Annotated in this window: 11 protein-coding genes and 1 tRNA gene; 5 read left to right on the top strand and 7 right to left on the bottom strand. The window is 41.8% G+C overall.

All coding sequences use genetic code 11. The features are described 5' to 3' along the window. Positions 1-3: 3 nt before the first annotated feature. From PBT90_RS02635 to PBT90_RS02615, 5 genes are all read right to left on the bottom strand, one after another. The gene (locus tag PBT90_RS02635) at positions 4-495 is read right to left on the bottom strand and encodes an RNA polymerase sigma factor (RefSeq protein ID WP_270131431.1); all 492 of its coding nucleotides are present in this window, start codon (positions 493-495) and stop codon (positions 4-6) included. Between the two features lie 309 nt (positions 496-804). Continuing rightward, entirely contained in the window at positions 805-3333 is a 2529-nt protein-coding gene (locus tag PBT90_RS02630; protein ID WP_264808786.1) for an ATP-dependent Clp protease ATP-binding subunit, read from the bottom strand. A gap of 81 nt (positions 3334-3414) precedes the next feature. Further along, positions 3415-4041: a WbqC family protein gene (locus PBT90_RS02625; RefSeq protein ID WP_270131429.1), complete on the bottom strand. Its 627-nt coding sequence runs from the start codon at positions 4039-4041 to the stop codon at positions 3415-3417. Continuing rightward, positions 4042-4671, bottom strand: coding sequence for an L-threonylcarbamoyladenylate synthase (locus tag PBT90_RS02620; RefSeq protein WP_264808783.1), 630 nt, complete (start codon positions 4669-4671; stop codon positions 4042-4044). Between the two features lie 16 nt (positions 4672-4687). After that, entirely contained in the window at positions 4688-5110 is a 423-nt protein-coding gene (locus tag PBT90_RS02615) for a (deoxy)nucleoside triphosphate pyrophosphohydrolase (RefSeq protein WP_270131424.1), read from the bottom strand. 85 nt (positions 5111-5195) lie between these two features. Here PBT90_RS02615 and mltG point away from each other — a divergent pair, with 85 nt between their 5' ends. The 4 genes from mltG (at position 5196) to PBT90_RS02595 (ending at position 7949) form a co-directional block, all read left to right on the top strand. Continuing rightward, positions 5196-6239, top strand: a complete 1044-nt coding sequence (mltG, locus tag PBT90_RS02610; protein WP_270131422.1) for an endolytic transglycosylase MltG — start codon at positions 5196-5198, stop codon at positions 6237-6239. Positions 6240-6241: 2 nt separating this feature from the next. After that, positions 6242-6646, top strand: a complete 405-nt coding sequence (locus PBT90_RS02605) for an acyl-CoA thioesterase (RefSeq protein WP_270131420.1) — start codon at positions 6242-6244, stop codon at positions 6644-6646. A 12-nt stretch (positions 6647-6658) separates the two neighbouring features. After that, positions 6659-7645 (top strand): YihY/virulence factor BrkB family protein, encoded by a 987-nt coding sequence (locus PBT90_RS02600; RefSeq protein WP_264808779.1) that lies wholly within the window; start codon positions 6659-6661, stop codon positions 7643-7645. A 219-nt stretch (positions 7646-7864) separates the two neighbouring features. After that, positions 7865-7949, top strand: a tRNA-Ser gene (locus PBT90_RS02595). A gap of 296 nt (positions 7950-8245) precedes the next feature. Here PBT90_RS02595 and PBT90_RS02590 read toward each other — a convergent pair. Then, positions 8246-10615, bottom strand: coding sequence for an ABC transporter permease (locus PBT90_RS02590; protein WP_455423632.1), 2370 nt, complete (start codon positions 10613-10615; stop codon positions 8246-8248). 545 nt (positions 10616-11160) lie between these two features. Here PBT90_RS02590 and PBT90_RS02585 point away from each other — a divergent pair. Further along, positions 11161-11361: a hypothetical protein gene (locus tag PBT90_RS02585; RefSeq protein WP_264808778.1), complete on the top strand. Its 201-nt coding sequence runs from the start codon at positions 11161-11163 to the stop codon at positions 11359-11361. 449 nt (positions 11362-11810) lie between these two features. Here PBT90_RS02585 and PBT90_RS02580 read toward each other — a convergent pair whose 3' ends face one another. After that, entirely contained in the window at positions 11811-13394 is a 1584-nt protein-coding gene (locus tag PBT90_RS02580; protein WP_270131417.1) for a glycoside hydrolase, read from the bottom strand. Positions 13395-13436: the final 42 nt, after the last annotated feature.

Here is a 13436-nt window from a genome sequence, read left to right as displayed (position 1 = left end):
TTCTTATTGTGCTGTGAATTTCTGTTTCAATTGTTGTTTGATGCGAGAGAGTTTGGTCGCCACATTACTTTCTGACAAGCCTAATACTTTGCTAATCTCAGGGTACAAATAGCCATCTAGGTAAAGAAGTATTAGTGCACGGTCTATCTCTTTAAGTTCTCTGATTAAGGCCTGTAATAGAGCTCTGTTTTCATTTGACTCGATTTTATCCTCTTCCAGGTATATGGCAGTTTCTGAGAGCGGTTGATAAATCTGGCTCCGCTTACTTGCTTTTCGGTAAGCTGAAATCGCTACATTCAAGGCAATTCTATACATCCAGGTACTCAGTTTATAGGCTGGATTATAGCTGGGATAAGCTTTCCAAAGCTGGAGGATGATTTCCTGGATTAGATCTTCGCGATCGTCCACATCCTTGCAATAGGAGTTTGCCACTTTGTATATGATCCCTTTGTTGGATTCAATACAGGACAGGAAATGTTCTTTTTCGATGGACAAGGACTCTAGGATTAGCAGTAAAACTCTTTCAAACTATTATTCGCAGCTCTTTCAAAAAAATCACAGGCTTGAAAATAAAAATTTAAAAAGGATAAGAATTAATAGGGTTATTCGCAATGATGCAAGTAGTTAAAAAATGTAGCTAGATAGTAGCGGATAATCGTCCACCGACGACAGTCAACGGCAGGTAGTAAGAAACCTTAACCCATAATTTCTCTCTGCGAAACCTCTGTGTTCACTACGGTTTGAAAAGCAAAAAGCCCCGAAACTGGTATAGTCCCGGGGCTTTACGCTTATCAGCAAATACTCTTACTCTTCTGCTTTTTCTTTCTTCTTAACGGCAATGCTCAGTTCGGTTCCCTCTCCGGAATAATCTGCGGTAATCACATCACCTTCAGAAAGATCCCCTTTCAGGATTTCCTCAGCTATGGCATCTTCCAGATATTTCTGAATGGCCCTGTTTAGAGGTCTTGCACCATATTGCTGATCATAGCCTTTTTCTGCTAAGAATTCCTTGGCTTTTTCAGTCAACTCAATCTTATATCCCAGGTCTGTGATTCTGGAGAACAACTTTCCTAAGCTGATATCGATGATTTTGAAGATATGTTCCTTGCTCAGAGAATTGAACACCACCACATCATCCAATCTATTCAAGAATTCAGGACTGAAGGCTTTTTTCAGGGCAGTCTGGATGGTTGATTTCATCACCTCATCCATATTATCAGTTTTGGCTTTGTTTGCAAACCCAATTCCAGCTCCGAAATCCTTCAGATCACGAACGCCAATATTGGAAGTCATGATGATGATGGTATTTCTAAAATCCACTTTTCTCCCCAGACCATCGGTAAGTATACCATCGTCCAGAACCTGAAGTAAAATATTGAATACATCAGGGTGGGCTTTTTCAATTTCATCCAGCAGCACCACGGAGTAAGGCTTTCTTCGGACCTTTTCTGTCAACTGTCCACCTTCTTCATATCCCACATAGCCTGGAGGTGCTCCTACCAACCTGGACACGGAGAACTTCTCCATGTATTCCGACATATCGATTCGGATCAGTGAATCCTCTTTGTCAAAGAGGTAAGTAGCCAGCATCTTGGCTAGTTCTGTCTTACCTACACCGGTAGGACCTAGGAAAATGAAGGACCCTATGGGTTTTTTGGGATCTTTCAATCCTACTCTGGTTCGCTGTATTGCCTTGGTGAGTTTCTTGATTGCTTCATCCTGTCCGATTACTTTACCGGAGAGTTCTTCATTCATGCCTAGCAATTTCGCTCCTTCGTTCTGGGCGATCCGCTTGGCAGGAACTCCTGTCATCATAGCAATTACTTCCGCTACATGATCCTCGTTTACCGTGTATCTACGGGACTTGCTTTCTTCTTCCCACTTATTCTTCGCAGTTTCCAGTTGTTCGAGAAGCTTCTTTTCCTTATCTCTCAACTGAGCTGCCTCTTCATATTTCTGAGATTTGACCACTCGGTTTTTCTCTGATTTGATATCCTCTACTTCCGCTTCCAGCTTCAGGATTTCTTCAGGCACATGAATGTTATTAATATGCACTCTTGCTCCTGCTTCGTCTAGTATATCTATAGCCTTATCCGGAAGATATCGATCAGAAATGTATCGGTCAGATAGTTTCACACAAGCGTCAATCGCCTCTTCGGTATAATTTACATTGTGATGATCTTCATACTTATCCTTGATGTTATTCAGGATCTGCACAGTCTCCTCAGGCGTGGTAGCATCTACCATGACCATCTGAAACCGTCGGGCCAAAGCTCCATCTTTTTCAATATACTGGCGATACTCATCTAGTGTAGTAGCACCTATGCATTGGATTTCTCCACGTGCCAAAGCCGGTTTGAACATATTGGATGCATCTAGGGAACCTGAAGCTCCACCTGCTCCAACAATGGTATGCAGCTCATCGATAAACAAGATGACATTTGGAGATTTCTCCAACTCGTTCATCACGGCTTTCATACGCTCCTCAAACTGACCCCTATATTTGGTACCAGCTACCAAAGAGGCCAGATCCAAGGTCACCACGCGCTTGTTGAACAACACGCGGGAAACTTTTTTCTGTACGATCCTTAAGGCCAAACCCTCAGCTATTGCGGTTTTACCCACACCTGGCTCACCTATAAGGATAGGGTTGTTTTTCTTTCTTCTGGATAGTATTTGCGCTACGCGCTCTATTTCCTTTTCTCTACCGATGATGGGATCTAACTTATCATCCTCAGCCATTTTGGTCAGGTCACGGCCGAAATTATCCAGGACGGGTGTTCTGGACTTTTCTGCACCAGGCTTAGAGGATCCTGAGCCACTTCCGGTAGAACCAAATAATTTGGAACCATCGTCATCTCCATCTTCGGCTTCAGCTCTTGCTCTAGGCGGAGAGTCTGAGGACATTTCCAGCATTTCCTTGACGGAATCGTAATTGACGTCAAATTTGTTGAGAATTTGAGTTGCTATATTGTCTTCATCCCGCAGAATGGAGAGGAGTAAATGCTCCGTACCTATCAATTGGCTTTTGAAGATTTTGGCTTCTAGATATGTTATTTTCAATACCTTCTCTGACTGTCTGGTCAAAGGGATATTTGCCATGTTCTTCACATTGTGGTTGGCGGTTCCTTTGACGGCCCGCTCTATCGCATTGCGAAGTTCATCCATTGGCACTCCCAATTTCTTAAGAATGGAAACAGCAACACCTTCACCTTCGCGAATCATCCCCAGTAAGAGGTGCTCTGTGCCAATGTAATCATGCCCCAGGCGAAGAGCTTCTTCGCGGCTTAGAGAGATCACCTCTTTGACTCTGTTCGAAAATTTTGCTTCCATTTAATTCCTTTCTGAATGATTAATATTCCTGTACGTATGTTACCGAATTTGTTTTAAAAACACAATCCTTTTAGAGATTGTTCAGTGTTTTTTTACAGACTTTAATAAGATGCTTTTCGCAGTGGGTCCTTCACAAAACAACAAATCCAGCACCGAAAGGTTTGGCTCAAAGTCTAAGCCAAAAAGTTGAAAATAAGGCACTGGGCTATAGTAATCTCTGTGCATAAATGGCTTTGAAGGCAGCATCTGCCCCCTTATGTCTATTAACCCCTTCTTATTTTCTAAAGTATGGACCACGCTCATCTTGACAGGAAACCCCAATAATTTAAGACAGATTGTCAGGACTTCCAGATTCAGATCCCACAAACTTTCTTGCTCACCTAGAAAAACTTGCTCAAAATAGGGGAAATAAAACTCGTAAAACGGTGCCTTGCCGTAAGCACTCTGAATACCTCTCAAGTGGGTATTCAACCATTTTTGCTGATTATCGATTTTGATTTGGCTGAGCGGAATCCTGGGCCTCCTCCCTTGAATGGGCACAGAGAGGGTTTCTATTTTATTGGCCAAGCGGATTTTTGTCCTATTAAAATAGGACTGGCGCTGGTATAAATCCCCCGAACAAAGCAAGATTTCATCTGCCTCCGCCAAGGCGGCAAAATACTCTAGGTTAGGAAAGTAAGGCAGATCTACCGCCAATTTTCTACTCATTTATTCTAATTCTTCTAGTTGTCCCAAGCCCTCTCGCAGTACTTCCACCTCATCACCTGTACAGTCCAGAACCGTGGATGCCACATTCTGACCATAGCCCCCGTCGATCACTACATCTACGAGATGCTGGTATTTTTCAAAAATCAACTCTGGATCGGTGCTATACTCCACCACCTCGTCTTCATCATGTATGGAAGTAGTAAGAATGGGATAGCCCAATTCCTCCACGAGCATTCTTGGGACATTGTGATTGGGCACTCGAATACCCAGTGTTTTTTTCTTGCTGTGCAAAATTTTCGGCACCTGATTGCTGGCCGGTAAGATAAAGGTGAAGGGGCCTGGCAAGGCTTTTTTCATCATCTTGAAAACCTGCTTGCTGATTACCCGGGTAAATTGAGAAATATTGCTCAAGTCCGCACATATAATGGAGAAATTATGCTTGCGGGGATTAATGCCCTTGATTTTGCAAATCCGCTCCACTGCCCGCTGATTGGTAATATCGCAGCCCATACCATAGACTGTGTCTGTTGGGTAGATGACCACAGCACCATCCCGCAGACTTTTTACAATCTGCCTGATTTTGACAGGGTCAGGATTTTCTTCGTATAGCTTGATAAATTCGGCTGGCATGGCTTAGTCGTTTGAACTATAATTTAATGTATTTTTGGAAGATTGGGTTCCATTTCTCCAAGAGCTCCTCGACTATGGGCTGGTCTGCCTCTGCCCAATCTAGCTCCTTTAAGTCTTTTTCTCCCCGCCAGCAGTACCTTTGATGTTCCTGTAAATTTAGAACCCCACTTTGCCATTCACATAGATAAGGCAATAATCTGATTCTTACCTTTCCATCATAAGAATGCTGTATAGGGCTCAGGCTTCCTAAGATCTTGATTGCTATGTCCAGCTCTTCTGCTATTTCCCGCCTCAGACAGGCTTCTGGACTTTCTCCTTGCTCCACTTTACCACCTGGAAACTCCCACTTTCCGGGGAGACGCATGTACTCAGATCGCTGGGTACAAAGTACCTTCCCCACTTTCAAAATCAATGCACATGTGACCAGAATTTCTTTCATCCAAAACCAATTCGTAAAGAAAGGTATCACAGCAATGTGAGCAGAACAAACTCCAACTTAGATTTTTCCTTAATTTTGGCCCAGTATGAAAAGTGATAAACGCAAAAACCTATACCTGATATTAGTCATTACCAGTTCGGTACTGATGATCAGCCTTTCTTTCTATTTCTATCAGGTTTTTTTCAGCCCAAATGTGCTCATTGATTCTGAGCAGGCTTACACGCTGAAAATCAAATCTAATTCTACGTTCAAAACTGTATCAAACCAACTTTATGAAGATGAAGTGGTCAATGATATTGTGAGCTTTTCATTTCTTGCCAAAGTGATGGAATACCAGGAAAATGTAAAACCTGGACTCTATGTGCTTCAGCCTAAAATGACCAATCTAGAACTGGTCCGCCTGCTCCGGGCCGGAAGGCAAACTCCAGTGCGGGTCACTTTTAATAATGTGCGGACCAAGGAAGACCTGGCAGAGAAAATTACAGCCAATCTAGAAATCAACGAGCAGCAGTTTTTGGATTTAATCCAAGATTCGGTCTATATCCGCAAATTCGACTTCGATGAGGAGACCGTCATGAGTATGTTTATCCCAAACACTTATGAACTTTGGTGGAACACCAGCGCAGAAGGGCTTTTTGACAGAATGTACAAGGAGTACCAAAGCTTTTGGACTGAAGAGCGAAAGTCCAAAGCCAGTCAGCTGGGACTCAACGAGCGGGAAGTGAGCACTTTGGCCAGCATAGTACAAGCTGAGAGCCAGAAGGCGGATGAGCGACCTCGAATAGCGGGCGTGTACCTGAACCGGCTTAGACTCAACATGCCATTGCAAGCTGACCCTACTTTGGTGTTTGCCCTTGGTAATTTTGAACTAAAGCGAGTACTCAATGTCCACAAGGAAGTGGATAGCCCCTATAATACTTACATGTATGCGGGACTCCCTCCTGGCCCCATCAATCTGCCTGATATTAATTCCCTGGATGCAGTACTGAATGCCGAAGAACATAAGTACTTGTACTTTTGTGCCAAAGCCGATTTCTCCGGCTACCATGCTTTTGCCACCAACCTGGCGCAGCATAATGCAAATGCAAGACGGTATCAAGCTGCTTTGAATGCAGCCAAAATTTATTAGACATGTTCAACGCTGAAACTCAAATCCGGGTGCGATATGCCGAGACAGACCAGATGAGTTATGTCTATTATGGCAACTATGCCATGTATTTCGAAGTAGCCCGAGTGGAAGCGATGCGGAGTCTGGGTTTTTCCTACAGGGAAATGGAAGAAAATGGAATCATGATGCCCGTGTTGGAAAGCCACTATCGCTATCTGAAGCCTGGGAAATACGATGAATTACTCACCATCAAAACCACCATCCCTTCCCTGCCAGGAATAAGAATCCGCTTTGATTACTGCGTGTTCAACGAAGAAAACGAACTGATCACTGAAGGCTGGACCACACTGACTTTCCTCAAAAAAGAAAGCCATCGCCCCACTAGACCTCCAGAGAATTTGTTAGCTTTATTGAAAGGGTACTTTTAATAAGAAGGATAAGTGATCAAGACAAAAATCCTTAGGTTGCAGGTCAGACTGCTCAGGCAGGTACAAAAGCTCAAGAAAATCCATTTTGGGGATCCGGACAAAAACCTCTACGATGTAGGCAGGGTATTTTTGATTCAGCTTCGCAAAGATGATATTCTCGAACGTGCAGGATCCATGGCTTTCAGCTACACCATAGCGCTGTTTCCCCTGATCCTTTTTCTGCTGAACCTGATCCCCTACCTGCAAAACATCTTTCCTTACGTCACTACACAGAATATATTGACATTTATTCAGGAGATGCTGCCTACAGAGGTATATGCCCAGTCTGAGAGCACTATCATGGATATAGTATCCAAACCCCGGCAAAGCATGCTTTCCCTGGGTTTTTTCTTTGCACTTTTCGCTTCCACCCAGGGCGTGATATCCATGATGAACTCCTTCAACTCGGTGTACCAGACTAAGGAAAACAGAGGATTCCTACAGACCAGAGGAATAGCGATCAGCATAGTATTAGTATTGGCATTTACGGTCATTACCGCCAGTTTGGTGATGATTTTCGGAGGCATAGTAATTCGCAGACTGGACGAGATGCAGGTTTTTAACTCTGGGTTTATGCTGTTTCTTTTTTCCAGTTTGAAGTTTCTAATTCTCCTGCTGATGTTCTACATCACCACTGCATTCATATTTCGTTTTGCACCGGCTGTTCATGATAAGTGGAAGTTTTTTTCCACAGGGGCAAAACTTGCAGGCTTGCTGATCACCCTTGGTTTTCATGGCTTCACCTTTTACCTGAACAATTTTGCGAGTTACAACAAACTGTATGGATCTATAGGTACTTTGATAGCCTTGATGCTTTGGCTCCTGATCACCTCAATCATAATTATAGTCTGTTTTGAAGTCAATGTCAGTTTGGATCTGGTGGAAGACAGAAAAAGACGGCGCAGCGAGCGCAATATAGAGAGCCTGATAGAGGAGGAAGAAAAGAGCTTGAAGGATTGAGCCGGCTTGCAAAGAGTAATTGGTCCTCCGCAGTTTTCTGATTTCGGGAACAAAGGAAGCATAAGTTAGCTAGGCACATCATTAACAAAAAGAGAATTTCTTAAAAAATAATCTCAAAATAATCAGACACTTAGGATAAAATGTAAAAAAGCCTTTTGCAAAAGAGGAGTTTTCCGCTACTTTTGCAATCCCAATCGGAAACAAAACTGATTTGGAACTAGAGGAGTGGCAGAGTGGTCGAATGCGGCGGTCTTGAAAACCGTTGTACCGCGAGGTACCGGGGGTTCGAATCCCTCCTCCTCTGCATAGCAAAACCCTAACTATCTGAAATACTGATAGTTAGGGTTTTTATTTTTAGATCAGTAGCGAAATTAGTAGCGATTTGGTTTTATTATTGGAATTCATCGGATTAAATGAGGCATCATATTTATATGAAATTTTAGAGATCTTCCATAAATCGACAGAGTTGTCTTCGCTAATCCGATTCGCTAAAGCATATCCAATAATAAACCTAATTTCAAAGCTCGTATAATTCGTACGGTACGAGATGTACGACTCGTTCGAAACGTACGAATTTATAGTTAGAAATTCCTTTTGTCTCTATTCGTATCTAAGCAACTTGGCTGGGTTAATCAGGGATGCTTTAATTATCTGAAACCCTACGGTGAAGCAGGTGATTACTAAGATCAATGCGATAGGAAGCAGGTATATCCACCAATACATTTCAATTCTGTATGGATAATTTTCTAGCCACTTTTCCATTGATAACTTAATAACCGGAATTGAGATAAGTCCGGCAATGATGACCATAAACAAGAACTGCTTCGAGAGCAATACGATTATTTGACTTACAGAAGCCCCCATTATTTTTCGAAGGCCTACTTCCTTGATTCTCTGAGTTACCGTAAGAAGCGTGATGCCATAAAGTCCCAAACCGGCTACAACAAGAGCAAGTAACGTGAAGGCTCCTAAGAGCTGTCCGAATTTCTGATCAGCTTTATATTGAGCATTGAAGAAATCATCTAGAAAAAAGTATTCGAATGGCTTATCTGGAAATACTGTGTTCCAGGTATTTTGGATTAATGCCACATGTTCTTCTGCATTTGCGCCGTTGATTTCATCAAACTTGACAGAGACATATTTGTAGGGAAAGAAAGTAGATGTGTAAGCTATTGGGTAGTTGGACTCTTTGTAGGATACTGCCCTGAAGTCTACCACTCCTACAATTTCAGCTTTCGCAAGCGTCCTATTCCCCCAATTTACTTCCCGGCCTATGGCATCTTCGGGATTTTCATAACCAAGGATTTGAACAGCCTCCTTATTTAAAATCATAGCATATTGATTATCCACTCCCTCAATAAAATTTCTCCCGGCCACCAGATCAACCCCAAAGGTTGGGATAAAGTCGAAATCCATACGGGTAAAATAAAGCGTGACAAGCTCATCTATATTTTTAGAATGCCTAAAATTGGGCATCAATGACAGGTGTTCTTTTCCGGGGATATCGTGCGAAGCTGTAATCCCTTGTATTTTTTCATTTGCATTTAGCTTGTCTCTAAAGGTGGTAAGCCTTCTGGTGAAAACGGAGTCTGAACCAGGCGGTCCAAAAGTAGCTTGGGTATTGACTACGATGGTGCTTTCTATATCAATTCCAAGATTGCTGGTTTTCATTAAACTGAGTTGCCTATAAGCGACTGTAGATGCAGCGATCAAGGTTATGGATAACACAAATTGGAACACAATCAGGCTATGCTTCAGACTAAAAAACGATCCCTTGTTCTGGTTAGAATAGTTGCCTTTCAATGCAAGGATAGGTTTCAAAGAAGATGTGATAAATGCAGGGTATAACCCAGCTAATGCACTGCCTATCGTGATTGTGAGGACAGTTCCTAGTATAAAACTAGAGTTGGAAAAGAGAGAAAGTGTCGATTGTCCCCCAATAAAGTAAGAAATATAAGGAGCTAGCAAATACAAAAAAATGCAAGAAATGCTGAAAGCCAATAGGTTCATAACCAGCGATTCGGTTAGAAACTGTTTGATAAGCTGGGATCTTCCAGAACCTGTCACTTTTCGGACACCAACTTCTTTAGACCTTTCCAAAGAACGGGATATTGATAAATTGATGAAGTTGATCCATGCAATAAGCATTACAAAAATGGCTACAGTCAATAACGCATAAACTATTTTCAATTCGTTGTTTGCCTCAGCTTCAGCTAGTAAATCGGAGTTTAGGTGGATTGATGTCAATGGCTGAAGAGTGAAAGCTGATTTGACATTATTGTTTGCTGTGCCCGCAATATATTTCTCGGCAAATGCTGGGAACTTTGACTCCAACGATGGTATGTCCGCATCAGGAGTCAATAGTAAATAAGTGTAAAACCCATCCCACCTCCAGTTTTCATCATCACCTCCATCATCCTGACTTGTCACCTCTTGCCAAGCAAAGAGGAAGTCAAACTTCATATGGGCATTCTCAGGAATGTCCTCAAAAACGCCTACAACCGTATAGTCTTTTGCGTAATTATGACTGATGACCTTTCCGATTGCCGACTCATTTCCAAAGTACTTCTTAGCAGTAGACTGGGAAATCATTGCAGTCTGAGGTTCGAGCTGTTTTATTTCATCATTGCCTTCTATGAAGGGAAAAGAAAACACTTCAAAAAAACCACCTTTTACATGATATACTTCTTTTTCTGAAAACCGTAGCATTTCTCCATCATCAGCCAAATGAGTCACCACTATGTCTGATTCATTGCTAATCCTGAACATGGTTGTATAATCTTCCACTTCAGAATATTCATTCATCATGGCTTCACCAGTAGGAATAAATGATTGGGCTTTTTGGTATTGGAGTTCACCATCAATATAGCGGTCATGCTGAACTCGATATATGCGGTCTGAATTTTCGTGAAAACGGTCGTAGCTAAACTCAAAACAAACATATTGAATGATGATGAGGGAGGCAGTCATCCCCAATGCAAGGCCAAATAAATTTATGGCGCTAAAAACCTTATGCTTTAAAAGATTCCGATAAGCAACTAGAAGATAGTTTTTCCACATCATATTTCACAGATTGATAAAAGAGATAATAAAATTTCTACTTTCATGCCAAACAAAACAAGCTGAGAGGTGCATTAATTGAATATTATTCTATTATTTCAATTATTCCCCGAACAATAGTGTGCGTATTCGCACAATCTAGGAATTTATATTGCAGAAAACTTGAGTGAATAAAGATGTACGAATCCTTCGAAACTTTTTAAAATGTGTTAGAGTAATGCCAATTTTTTTATGCTCATGGTAATATTTTTCAACCCATGTCTCCTTTTATTTTTTCGACATCATTATTGCAAATTAAGTTTTTGTCATAAACTGACTTTGCAAGAAAACCTTATCGTTGAATACAAAAAATATATTTACATAAAAACAACTTTACTTATTTACACTTTTAAACCCAACAACTTTGACCCCTACCCGTAAATGGCTATATTAGATATTCACAAATCCACCTGATTATGTGGGCAACCATAAAATTTTTAGGCACACTTTTCATCAGCTTTATCGCCATGATCGGGGCATTGGGAGCAGAAAATCCTTTTCCTCTTTTTGCTGTTGCCTGGGGGATCTGGATCATTTTTATCGTCAGTTTGCGTCCAAGAAGAGAAAAGGAACTGGACAAAGAGCAACTTATCAGAGAAATCCTGGATAAGCTTTAGAACCCAAAAAAGAATTTTAAGGAAGCAAAAGATCCCAACAGAAAAAAGAATATCGAACTAACGCTTACCAATGTAAAGCCCATTCTAGAAAGAAAGGGCTTTTTTTATGTGTGCGTCTTGGACCAGGGAAAGTTTACAGCCTATTTCCAGAAATAATAGGCAGCTAAGAACCGATTTTAAAATTTAAGTGTCGATCAATTTGATGATCGACTAAGCTATAGATGCCTTTTAATTTTTAAATTATTCCCTTTAGCCATTCTAAGCTAGGTCTATTCGATAGCCAGATAGTTTTGAAGAGTAATAAAAAGCCCATAGCTGAAAGACTTTGGAGCTTAAAAACCAGACATATCTCTTACCATTAAATGTTCACCATTCGAAGGTTTAGATAGAGTCTATAGAACATTTCTGTGAAGAAGAGTAATTTTCAGTAATCATGCATTTTTAAAAACTCAAGGATTTGACACAACGGTAACTATAGATCTTGAAGGTATGACTATCTTATCATCCGAATATCCAATATCCAAAGACTCAAGATTACTATCTTTCGAAGTGACATACAATCCCTTCACAGAAGTTAATTTGTCATCGACCATTAAGTTCAAAGTGACATCCTTAATGCCTGAATTCACCACAACAAAAACTATCTCCCCGTTGGAATTGGATTGGTAAGCTGACACCAACAGCTCCGGATTCTGCTGGTTTTCTTTGTTTACTTGAACACCAATCCGCAGATAACCAGGCTTTACAAATCTGCTGTAGTTACCCAATGCCCACAGCATTTTGCTTTCGTAGTAGTTGCCATCTTCTTTCTGTTTGTCTATGTAAACCAATCCGTCCTTGTAGTCATAGGGAGAAATAGCCAGCCACCAATGCCAGGCACTAGCATTGGAAACAGTCAGGTCATTGTGGATCACCCGTGCTATATACAGCGCAGGATCTATCCCCAGATCCCTTCCATTTCCGTTGATTTCTCCTCCATTGTCACCCAGGATGCAGTACTCGCTCATCCAGTAGCTCAAACCCTGTACCGAACTCACAGCAGCAGCAACCCTTTCGCGCTGATTAACAGCCGACTCAAAGGGAGAAGTAGTAAAATAGCTGTGTGCAGAAACCGTCTGGCTGACCTGAGTCAAATCACCTATATAGTTAGATGATTCGGGTTGAAAGAAATCTGCTACCTGATTCCCTCTCCCTTCTTTATCTGCCTGCTCATAGAGGTAATTGATTTTCCCAGCTTCGGCTATATCTATTTTCGTAGTCAAGTTTTCATCTGACAGCGCCTTGTCCAGCGCTTTTACAATGCCGGAGATTTCATTGTTCCAAAAAGGCGTTCCTTCTTGACCTCCGTCTGACCAATCCCACTGGGGTTCATTCACAGGGCTGACATAATCCACCTTCAACCCTTTTTGCTGAAGTCCCATGATCACCTGAGTTAGGTATTCACCAAAAGCCTGAAAGTTTTCTTCAGCCAGATTTGACTGACCATCTTTGGCATAAGCCTTTCCTGTTTTAGTCATTGAAACTGGAGGACTGTTTGGAAAAATCAGCAACTTTCCTACCCCAAACTCCTGAGCGGCTCTGGCAAACCACACCTGACCCGCCTGACGATCCCAATTATAGGTCCCATCTGTTTCCAGAAAAGATTCTGCCCTTCTCCACTCATCCCGGATTCCACTTTCCTCGCCTTGCTGTGCACTCCCAGCCCCAACATTAAATCTCCACATAGAAAGACCAATTCCTTTGGGATTTCCATCGGTATCATTCTCCTTGCTGAACAAGAGCTCCGCTATTGCATTTTTCTTTTGATCGGGCCAAAGCCCAACAAACTGTCCCGACCAAGCATCTGACGCACCGAAGTGTTCGATGGATTGATAGGTTTCATTCTTCAGCGCGTTTATCACTACTATTTCCTCTTCGGGCAGATCCTGCTGCTGATCCTGACCTGAGCTCTGGCAAGCTATTAGCAATCCTGATACAGCAAAAACACATGGTTTTAACATGGGCTTAACCAGGTTGTATAAGCATTTTTTCATTTTGTTAGGTTTTTAAAAAAGAGGGAAACCTCATAGTTTCCC

The organism is Algoriphagus sp. TR-M9 (genome assembly GCF_027594545.1).
Lineage (GTDB): Bacteria > Bacteroidota > Bacteroidia > Cytophagales > Cyclobacteriaceae > Algoriphagus > Algoriphagus halophytocola.
Note: the sequence above shows the minus strand (reverse complement) of the source record. Positions and strands in the feature narration are given on the sequence as shown.

Coding starts and splice junctions, on each gene's coding strand:
- PBT90_RS02630 (WP_264808786.1), bottom strand. CDS start 3,333: ATGGAAGCAAAATTTTCGAACAGAGTCAAAGAGGTGATCTCTCTAAGC.
- PBT90_RS02625 (WP_270131429.1), bottom strand. CDS start 4,041: ATGAGTAGAAAATTGGCGGTAGATCTGCCTTACTTTCCTAACCTAGAG.
- PBT90_RS02620 (WP_264808783.1), bottom strand. CDS start 4,671: ATGCCAGCCGAATTTATCAAGCTATACGAAGAAAATCCTGACCCTGTC.
- PBT90_RS02615 (WP_270131424.1), bottom strand. CDS start 5,110: ATGAAAGAAATTCTGGTCACATGTGCATTGATTTTGAAAGTGGGGAAG.
- mltG (WP_270131422.1), top strand. CDS start 5,196: ATGAAAAGTGATAAACGCAAAAACCTATACCTGATATTAGTCATTACC.
- PBT90_RS02605 (WP_270131420.1), top strand. CDS start 6,242: ATGTTCAACGCTGAAACTCAAATCCGGGTGCGATATGCCGAGACAGAC.
- PBT90_RS02590 (WP_455423632.1), bottom strand. CDS start 10,615: ATGACTGCCTCCCTCATCATCATTCAATATGTTTGTTTTGAGTTTAGC.
- PBT90_RS02585 (WP_264808778.1), top strand. CDS start 11,161: ATGTGGGCAACCATAAAATTTTTAGGCACACTTTTCATCAGCTTTATC.
- PBT90_RS02580 (WP_270131417.1), bottom strand. CDS start 13,394: ATGAAAAAATGCTTATACAACCTGGTTAAGCCCATGTTAAAACCATGT.